Source organism: Streptomyces sp. CY-1 (assembly GCF_047218265.1).
In the GTDB taxonomy this organism is placed as follows: Bacteria; Actinomycetota; Actinomycetes; order Streptomycetales; family Streptomycetaceae; genus Streptomyces; species Streptomyces niphimycinicus.
This window is the reverse complement of the sequence record NZ_CP178393.1, coordinates 4,322,533-4,332,862: the sequence shown is the minus strand read 5'-3', so window position 1 is coordinate 4,332,862 and position 10,330 is coordinate 4,322,533. Positions and strand designations below refer to the sequence as shown.

At 74.0% G+C, this 10,330-nt stretch carries 1 protein-coding gene; it reads left to right on the top strand.

Going from position 1 to position 10,330, the window contains the following annotated elements; genetic code table 11:
* Positions 1-9: 9 nt before the first annotated feature.
* Positions 10-10,311, top strand: coding sequence for a type I polyketide synthase (locus ACK1X7_RS18345; protein ID WP_413115359.1), 10,302 nt, complete (start codon positions 10-12; stop codon positions 10,309-10,311).
* The last annotated feature ends 19 nt before the right edge of the window (positions 10,312-10,330 follow it).

The window sequence follows — 10,330 nt, the reverse complement described above, 5'->3', positions numbered from 1 at the left end:
GACGTTTCCGTGGCTAGCGCGAACGAAGAGAAGCTTCTCGACAATCTGAAGTGGATGACCACTGAGCTGCGCCGGGCCCGTCGCCGCCTGACCGAGGTGGAGGCGGACGCGCAGGAACCGATCGCGATCACCGCGATGAGCTGCCGGTTCCCCGGTGGCGTCGGTTCGCCCGAGGATCTGTGGCAATTGGTCGCGGAGGGCGGTGACGCCATTTCCGGATTCCCCGCCGACCGCGGCTGGGACATCGAGGGGCTGGCAGATCCGGACCCCGACCGCAAGGGCACCTTCTACAACAGCGGCGGCGGATTCCTCGACGGCGCCGCCGAATTCGACCCCTCGTTCTTCGGCATTTCGCCACGCGAGGCGCTCGCCATGGACCCGCAGCAGCGGCTGCTGCTGGAAACCTCCTGGGAGGTTTTCGAACGCGCGGGAATCGACCCGACCTCCGTCAAGGGCAGCCGCACCGGCGTTTATGTGGGCGCCTCGGCCATGGGCTATGGCTCGGATGTCTCGGGCGCGCCGGAGGAGCTGGAGGGGCTGCTGCTCACCGGCGGCGCCACCAGTGTGCTCTCCGGCCGTATCGCCTACACCTTCGGGCTGGAGGGCCCGGCCGCCACCATCGACACGGCCTGCTCGTCGTCGCTGGTCGCGCTGCACTGGGCGGCCCAGGCGCTGCGGCAGCGCGAATGCTCGCTCGCCCTCGTCGGCGGCGTCACCGTGATGCCCAACCCGGACGTCTTCGTGGAGTTCAGCCGCCAGCGCGGCCTCGCGCCCGACGGCCGCTGCAAGTCCTTCGCCGCCTCGGCGGACGGCACCGGCTGGTCCGAGGGCGTCGGCGTGCTGCTGGTCGAGCGGCTGTCGGACGCGCGCAGGAACGGTCACCCGGTGCTGGCCGTGGTGCGCGGCAGCGCGGTGAACCAGGACGGCGCGTCGAATGGATTGACGGCGCCCAACGGCCCGTCGCAGCGGCGCGTCATCCGCCAGGCCCTGGAGAACGCCCGGCTGTCCGCCGCCGAGATCGACGTCGTCGAGGCGCATGGCACGGGCACCACGCTGGGCGACCCGATCGAGGCGCAGGCGCTGCTGGCCACCTACGGCCAGGAGCGGCCCGAGGGCCGGCCGCTGTGGCTGGGCTCGCTCAAGTCCAACCTGGGCCACGCCCAGGCGGCGGCGGGTGTCGCGGGCGTCATCAAGATGGTCATGGCGATACGCCACGGCATCCTGCCCAAGACCCTCCACGTCGACCAGCCGTCCCCGACCGTCGACTGGTCGGCGGGCGAAGTGTCCCTGCTGACCGAGGCCCGCCCCTGGGACGAGACCGGCAGGCCGCGCCGGGCCGGTGTCTCGGCCTTCGGCGTGAGCGGCACCAACGCCCACACCATCCTGGAGCAGGCCCCCGAGCCGGAGGCCGATGAGCCGTCGGCCACGGACGAGGACGCCACCCCGGCTCCCGTCGTCACCGCCACCGTGCTGCCGTGGACCCTGTCCGCCGGGAACGCGGCCGCGCTGCGCGACAACGCCCGCCGCCTCGCCTCCCACCTCGACCGCGAACCCGCCCTCGGCACCACCGATGTGGCCTACTCGCTGGCCACCGGCCGGGCGGCGCTGGAGCGCCGCGCGGTGGTCGTGGGCGGGGACCGCGCCGGGCTGCTGTCCGGGCTGGAGGCGCTGGCGCGGGGTGAGTCCGCGCCGGGGCTGGTCGAGGGGACGGTTGCCGAGGGTGAGTTGGCGTTCCTGTTCACGGGGCAGGGGAGTCAGCGGCTGGGGATGGGGCGTGAGTTGTATGACGCCTATCCGGTGTTCGCGGATGCGTTTGATGCGGTGTGTGGTGAGCTGGACCGGCATCTTGAGCGGCCTTTGAAGGAGGTGCTGTTCGGGGAGGATGCCGCGGCGCTTGACCAGACGGGGTTCACTCAGCCCGCTTTGTTCGTGGTTGAGGTGGCGTTGTTCCGTCTCGTTGAGGCGTGGGGGCTGAAGCCGGACTTCCTGTCGGGGCATTCGATTGGTGAGTTGGCCGCGGCGCATGTGGCGGGTGTGTTGTCGCTGGCGGATGCGGCGCGGTTGGTGGCGGCTCGTGGGCGGTTGATGCAGGAGCTTCCGGCCGGTGGCGCGATGATCGCGGTGCAGGCGTCGGAGGACGAGGTCACGGCGCTGCTGACCGAGCGGGTGTCGATCGCCGCGCTGAACGGCCCGACGTCGGTCGTCATCGCGGGTGATGAGGACGAGGCTGTCGCGATCGCGGCGTCGTTCGAGGCGCAGGGTCGTAAGACCAAGCGGCTCACCGTCAGCCACGCGTTCCACTCGCCGCGCATGGACGGCATGCTGGACGCGTTCCGGCAGGTGGCGCAGGGGCTGACGTACGAGGCTCCGCACATCCCGATCGTGTCGAATCTGACCGGGAACGTCGTCTCCGCCGAGGAGATCACGACCGCCGACTTCTGGGTGCGCCACGTCCGCGAGGCCGTCCGCTTCCTCGACGGAGTACGCACCCTTGAGGCCAAGGGTGTTACGACGTTCGTCGAGCTGGGCCCGGACGGTGTGCTCACCGCGATGGCGCAGGAGTGTGTGACCGACGCCGCGTCGGACGCCGCGTTCATCTCCGCGCTGCGCAAGGACCGCCCCGAGGCCGAGACGCTGACCACCGCCGTCGCCCGGGCGCATGTGCGCGGTGTGGCCGTGGACTGGGCCGGGTTCTTCGCCGGTCGGGACGCGGATCAGGTGGATCTGCCGACGTACGCCTTCCAGCATGAGCGGTTCTGGCTGGAGCCGGGTGCCGGGTCCGTCGGTGATGTGGCCGCCGTGGGGCTGGAGTCGGCCGGACACCCGCTGCTGGGCGCCGCGGTGCCGCTGGCCGAGACCGATGGGCTGGTGCTCACGGGTCGGCTGGGTGTGGATACCCATCCGTGGCTGGCCGACCATGTGGTGCGGGATGCGGTGGTGCTGCCCGGCACCGCGTTCGTGGAGCTTGCCGTCCGGGCCGGTGACCAGGTCGGCTGTGACCTGCTCGACGAGCTGACCCTGCACGCCCCGCTGGTGCTGCCAGCACGCGGTGGCGTCCGGCTCCAGCTCACGGTCGGCGCGCCCGACGGCGCCGGACGGCGGTCCCTGACCGTGCTGTCCCGCGCGGAGGACGCCCCGGCCGAGGAGCCGTGGACGCGGCACGCCGACGGTGTGCTCGCCTCGGGCGCGCCCCGGCCGTCGTTCGCGCTGACCGCGTGGCCACCGCAGGGCGCCGAGGCGGCCCGGACCGAGGAGCTGTACGCGGCCCTCGCGGACGGCGGTCTGCGGTACGGCCCGGTGTTCCAGGGGCTCACGGCCGCCTGGCGGCGCGGGGACGAACTCTTCGCCGAGGTACGGCTGGACGAGTCCGCCGCCTCCGACGCGCAGGCGTACGGACTGCACCCGGCGCTGCTCGACTCGGCGCTGCACGCGCTCGGCATGGACGGCCTGGGCGACGGCGACAGCCAGGGCGGGCGGCTGCCGTTCGCCTGGAGCGGTGTGTCGCTGTACGCGAGCGGCGCCTCGGCGCTGCGGGTGCGGCTGGTGCTGCGGGGCGCGGACGGGGTCCGGCTGGAGATCGCGGACTCGGCCGGTGCGCCGGTCGCCGCCGTGGACTCGCTGGTCCTGCGCGCCGTGTCGGCGGAGCAGGTGCGGGCCGCGCGGGCGGCGTACCACGAGTCGCTGTTCCGCGTGGAGTGGACCGAACTCCCGGCCGGAGCGGGCGCCGGAGCGCCCGGCGGCAGCCGGTGGGCGGTGCTCGGCGCGGACGCCCTCGGGCTCGCGTCAGCCGGTGCCGGTGCCGGTGCCGTGGCGTACGCGGACTTCACGGCGCTGGGCGAGGCCGTGGCGTCCGGGGCGGCCGTACCGGAGTACGTGTTCGTGACGCCGTCCACGCGGGGCGGCGACGAGGTGCCGGGCACGGTGCGTGCGGCCACGGCCGAGGCGCTGGGCCTGGCCCAGGCGTGGCTGGCCGATGAGCGGTTCGCCACCTCGCGGCTGGTGTTCCTGACCCTCGGCGAGGGCGAGCCGGTGCGCGATCCGGCGCAGTCCGCGGTGTGGGGTCTGCTGCGCACGGCGCAGGCCGAGAACCCGGACCGCTTCGTCCTGCTGGACATCGACGGCCAGGACGCGTCGCTCGCGGCGCTTCCGGCCGCGCTGGCGGCGGGCGAGGAGCAGCTCGCCGTCCGTACGGGCGTCGCCCGTATCCCGCGCCTGGCCAGGGTGCCGATCGCGGACGAGACGGCGGCCATCGAGGGCGCCTTCGACTCCGAGGGCACGGTGCTGGTGACCGGTGCGTCCGGTTCGCTGGGCGGGCTGGTGGCCCGGCATCTGGTGGCCGAGCGTGGCGTACGGCAGCTCCTGCTGGTGAGCCGTCGTGGCCAGCAGGCCCCGGGCGCGGCCGAACTCGCCTCTGAGCTGAGCGAGTTGGGCGCCGACGTGGTGTGGGCCGCCTGCGATGTGGCGGACCGGGACGCGCTCGCCGCGACCCTCGCCACCGTCCCCGCCGAGCATCCGCTGACCGCCGTCGTGCACACCGCCGGTGTGCTGGACGACGGTGTGATCGGCTCCCTCACCCCCGAGCGCGTCGACCACGTCATGCGCCCGAAGGTGGACGCGGCGTGGAACCTCCACGAGCTGACCCGCGACCTGGACCTGACGGCCTTCGTGCTGTTCTCCTCCGCCTCGGGCGTCTTCGGCACCCCCGGCCAGGGCAACTACGCGGCGGCCAACGCCTTCCTGGACGCCCTCGCCGCACACCGCCGCGCCAAGAGCCTCCCGGCGATCTCGCTGGCCTGGGGCCCCTGGGCGGGCGCCGGTATGGCCGGTGGCCTGGACGAGGCCGACATCAGCCGGATGCGGCGGGCCGGACTGCCGCCGCTGTCCCCGGCCGAGGGCCTGGCGCTCCTGGACGCCGCGCTCACCACGGACGAGGCGGTGCCGGTCCCGATGCGCGTGGACGCCGTGGCGCTGCGCGCCCAGGCCGCGGCGGGCGCGCTCGCGCCGCTGCTGCGCGGGCTGGTGCGGGTCCCGGTGCGCCGTGCGGTGGACGCGGCCGCGGGCGGCGGTTCCGCGCTGGCGGAGCGGCTGGCCGGGCTGAGCGCGGCCGAGCAGGACCGGCTGCTGCTCGACCTGGTCCGTACGCAGGTGGCGGCCGTCCTCGGCTATGCGGGCCCGCAGGCCGTCGAGGAGGGCCGGGCCTTCAAGGACCTGGGCTTCGACTCCCTGACCGCCGTCGAACTGCGCAATCTGCTGCGCGAGGCGACCGGGCTGCGGCTGCCGCCCACGCTCGTCTTCGACTACCCCACCTCGACCAGCCTCGCGGGCCATCTGCGCGAGGAGATCGTCGGGGACGCGGCCGACTCGATCGTCCCCGACCGGGTGATCAGCGCGGTGGACCGCGACGACCCGATCGCGATCGTCGCGATGAGCTGCCGTTTCCCCGGCGGTGTGCGGTCGCCCGAGGAGCTGTGGCAACTGCTGGTCGCCGGTGACGACGCCATCACCCCGTTCCCCGCCGACCGCGGCTGGGACCTCGCCACCCTCTACAGCGACGACCCCGACCTCGAGGGCACCAGCTACACCCGCGAGGGCGGCTTCCTGCACGACGTGGCCGACTTCGACGCGTCGTTCTTCGGCATCTCGCCGCGTGAGGCGCTCGCCATGGACCCGCAGCAGCGGCTGCTGCTGGAGACCACCTGGGAGGCGTTCGAACGGGCCGGGGTCGACCCCGCGTCCCTGCGCGGCAGCCGGACCGGTGTCTACATCGGCTCCAACGACCAGGACTATCTGACGCTGTGGCTGAACGAGCCGCAGGGCCTCGAAGGACACCTCGGCACCGGCAACTCCTCCAGCGTGGCCTCCGGCCGGCTCTCCTACGCCTTCGGGCTCGAAGGCCCGGCCGTCACCATCGACACCGCCTGCTCGTCGTCGGTGGTGGCGCTGCACCTGGCCGCGCAGGCGCTGCGCAACGGCGAATGCTCGCTGGCGCTGGCCGGAGCCGTCACGGTCATGTCGACCCCGGGCGCCTTCCTGGAGTTCAGCCGGCAGCGCGGACTGGCCGCAGACGGCCGGATCAAGGCGTTCTCCGGTGACGCGGACGGCACCAACTGGGCCGAAGGCGTGGGCCTCTTCCTGGTGGAGCGGCTCTCCGACGCCCGCGAGAACGGTCATCCGGTGCTCGCCGTCCTGCGCTCCACCGCCATCAACCAGGACGGTGCGTCCAACGGTCTGACGGCGCCCAACGGCCCGTCCCAGCAGCGCGTCATCCGCCAAGCCCTCGCCAACGCCGGGCTTTCGGCCACCGACATCGACGTCGTGGAGGCCCACGGCACCGGTACGACGCTGGGCGACCCGATCGAGGCGCAGGCGCTGCTGGCCACCTATGGCCAGGACCGGCCCGAGGACCGGCCGCTGTGGCTGGGCTCGGTGAAGTCCAACATCGGCCACACCCAGGCCGTGGCGGGCGCCGCCGGGATCATGAAGATGGTCATGGCGATGCGGCACGGAGTGCTGCCGCGGACCCTCCACGTCAGCGAGCCGACCCCGCACGTCGACTGGTCGGCGGGCGACATCGAGCTGCTGACCGAGGCCCGGCCCTGGCCGGAGACCGGCCGCCCGCGCCGCGCGGGTGTGTCCTCGTTCGGCTTCAGCGGCACCAACTCGCACGCGATCATCGAGCAGGCCCCGCCGGTGGACGCGGTCGCCGCGCCCGCTCCGGAACGGTCCCTGCCCGTCCTCGCCTGGCCGGTCTCGGGCCGTACCGAGGACGCGCTACGGGCCCAGGCCGCACGGCTGAGCCCCTCTGCGGACGCCTTCGTGCACTCCTCCGTGGACAACGGCGCCGACGGGCCGCGCCCGCTCGACCTCGCCTACTCCCTGGCCACCTCCCGTGCCGCCCTGGAACACCGGGCCGTGGCGCTCGGCCGGGACGGCGGCCTCCTCGGCGAGCAACTGGCGGCGCTGGCCGACGGGCGCGGCGCCACGGGGCTCATCGAGGGCTCGGTGACCGGTGGCAAGCTGGCGTTCCTCTTCACCGGGCAGGGCAGCCAGCGGCTGGGGATGGGGCGTGAGCTGTACGACGCCTACCCGGCGTTCGCGGATGCGCTGGACGCGGTGTGCGGGGAGCTGGACGCCCATCTTGAACGGCCTCTGAAGGACGTGCTGTTCGGGGACGACGCCGAGGCGCTGGACCGGACCGGATTCACCCAGCCCGCGCTGTTCGCGGTCGAGGTGGCGCTGTTCCGGCTGGTGGAGGCATGGGGTCTGAAGGCGGACTTCCTGTCCGGCCACTCGATCGGTGAGCTGGCCGCCGCGCATGTGGCCGGTGTGTTGTCGCTGGCGGATGCGGCGAAGTTGGTGGCGGCGCGTGGGCGGTTGATGCAGGAGCTTCCGGCCGGTGGCGCGATGGTCGCGGTGCAGGCGTCGGAGGACGAGGTCGCGCCGCTGCTGACCGAGCGGGTGAGCATCGCCGCCCTTAACGGCCCGACCTCCGTGGTCATCGCCGGTGACGAGGACGCGGCTCTGGAGATCGCTTCCGGTTTCGAGGCGCGGGGTCGTAAGACCAAGCGGCTCACGGTCAGCCACGCGTTCCACTCGCCGCGCATGGACGGGATGCTGGATGCGTTCCGTGACATCGCGCAGGGGCTGACGTACGAGGCCCCGCGCATCCCGATCGTCTCCAACCTCACCGGCGCCATCGTCTCCGCCGAGGAGATCACCAGCCCCGACTTCTGGGTGCGCCACGTCCGCGAGGCGGTCCGCTTCCTCGACGGCGTACGGGCGTTGGAAGCCCAGGGCGTCACCACCTACCTCGAACTCGGCCCCGACGGCGTGCTCTCCGCGATGGCGCAGGAGTGTGTGACCGGCGCGGACACCGCCTTCGCCGTCGCGCTGCGCAAGGACCGCCCCGAGGCCGAGACCGTCACCACCGCGCTCGCCCAGGCGTATGTCCGGGGCGCCGAGGTGGACTGGACCGGGTACTTCGCCGGGACCGGCGCCCACCGCGTCGACCTGCCGACGTACGCGTTCCAGCGCCGCCGCTACTGGCCCGAGTTCGCCCTGGCGGCCGGGACCCCGGCCGAGGGCGCGGTGGACGCGGTGGACGCGCGGTTCTGGGAGGCCGTGGAGCGCGAGGACTGGGAGTCGCTCGCCACCGAGCTGCGGGTCGAGGGCGACCAGCCGCTCAGTGCGGTGCTGCCCGCCCTGTCGACGTGGCGCCGCGCCCAGCGCGAGCGGTCCGCCGCCGACGGCCACCTCTACAACGTGGTGTGGAAGCCGCGTCCGCAGAGCCCGTCGGGCTCCCCGGCCCCGGTCGGCACCTGGCTGACCGTCGTCCCCGCGCACCACGCCGACGACCCGCGGATCACCGCCGTGGCCGACGATCTGACGCGGCGCGGGACCCGGGTCGTCCGCGTCGAACTGGACGCCGCGGACACCGACCCCGCGAACGTGGCCGAGCGCCTCGCCGCGGCGACGGCCGACGGCCCGGTGGCCGGAGTGCTGTCCCTGCTGGCGCTGGACGAGCGTCCGCACCCGGCGCATCCGGCGGTGCCGGTCGGCCTCGCGCTGACCGGTGCGCTGGCCGAGGCGCTGGCACGGCCCGGGGCGCTCGCCCCGCGGGGTGACGACGCCCCGGCGCGGCTGTGGTGCGCCACCCGGGGCGCGGTCGCGACCGGCGGCGCCGACCGGCTGGAGAGCGCCACCCAGGCCCAGGTCTGGGGCTACGGCCGGGTCGTGGCCCTGGAGCAGCCCGAGCGCTGGGGCGGTCTGGTCGATCTGCCGGAGACCGTGGACGAGCGGGCGCTGGACCGGCTCGCGGCCGTGCTCGCCGGGGCCGACGACGAGGACCAGGTCGCGATCCGCGCCACCGGGGTCTTCGTACGCCGCCTCGTCCCGGCCCCGCGCGACGCGGCCACCGCCGCCGCCGAGCCCTGGACGCCGCGCGGCACCGTGCTGGTGACCGGTGGCACCGGCGCCCTGGGGCGGCATGTCGCCCGCTGGCTGGCCCACAACGGCGCGGAGCGGCTGGTGCTGCTCAGCCGCCGGGGCCCCGACGCGCCGGGCGCGGCCGAGATCGTGGCCGAACTGTCCGGCACCGACACCGCCGTGACCGTCGAGGCATGCGATGTGGCCGACCGCGACGCGCTCGCCGCGCTCGTGGAGAAGCTGGCGGCCAACGGCACCCCGGTACGTGCCGTGGTGCATTCGGCCGGGATCTCCCAGGAGCCCGGCACCGCCACCGAACTCCCCGAGTTCGCCGGGATCGTGGCGGCCAAGACGACCGGCGCGGTCCACCTCGACGCCCTCTTCGGCGAGGACGCCGGGCTGGACGCCTTCGTGCTCTTCTCCTCGATCGCCGGGGTGTGGGGCAGCGGCGGCCAGGGTGCGTACGCGGCCGGAAACGCCTTCCTCGACGCGCTGGCCGAACAGCGCCGGGCCCGCGGCCTGCCCGCCACCTCGGTGGCCTGGGGCCCGTGGGCGGAGGGCGGTATGGCCGCCGAGGGCGACGCCGAGGAGCAGTTGCGCCGCCGTGGACTGCCGCCGATGGCACCGGAGCTGAACATGGTCGCCTTCCAGCGGGTGCTCTCCCGCCAGGAGACCGCCGTGACGGTGGCCGATGTCGACTGGGAGCGGTTCGCCCCGGCCTTCACCGCCGCCCGCCCCCGCCCGCTGATCGACGATCTGCCGCAGGTCGCCAAGGCCCTGCGGGGCGGCACCGAGGGCGAATCGGCGGGCACGGCGGCGGCCGACGGCGCCTCCGCGCTGCGCGAGCGGCTCGCCGGGCTGGCCGTGGCCGACCGAAAGGACGCGGTGCTGGAGGTGGTCCGCACCCATGTGGCCACCGCCCTCGGCCATGCGTCGGCCGACGAGGTCGGGGCCGGACGCGCCTTCAGCGAACTGGGCTTCGACTCGCTCACCGCGGTCGAACTGCGCACCCGCCTCGGCGCCACCACCGGCCTCAAGCTGCCCGCGAGCCTGGTCTACGACTACCCGACACCGGCCGCGCTCGCCGAGCATCTGCTGACCGAGCTGGTCCCGGACGGACCGGGGCACGGCCCTGGCCACGTCCCCGCCCATGTGGACACCGATCCGCAGGACGCCGAGCTGCGCCGCACTCTGGCCACCATCCCCATGGGCCGGATCCGGGAGGCGGGGCTGCTGGACACGCTGCTCCGGCTGGCCGATCCACAAGCAGCCAGTTCCGAACCAAGCCGCGTCGAGGACGAGGCGGAGTCCATCGACGAGATGGACGTCCAGCACCTCATCGACATGGCGCTCGACCTCGACAGCCTCGACGGCAACGATTCCTGACGCGGGCCCAAGCACGGAG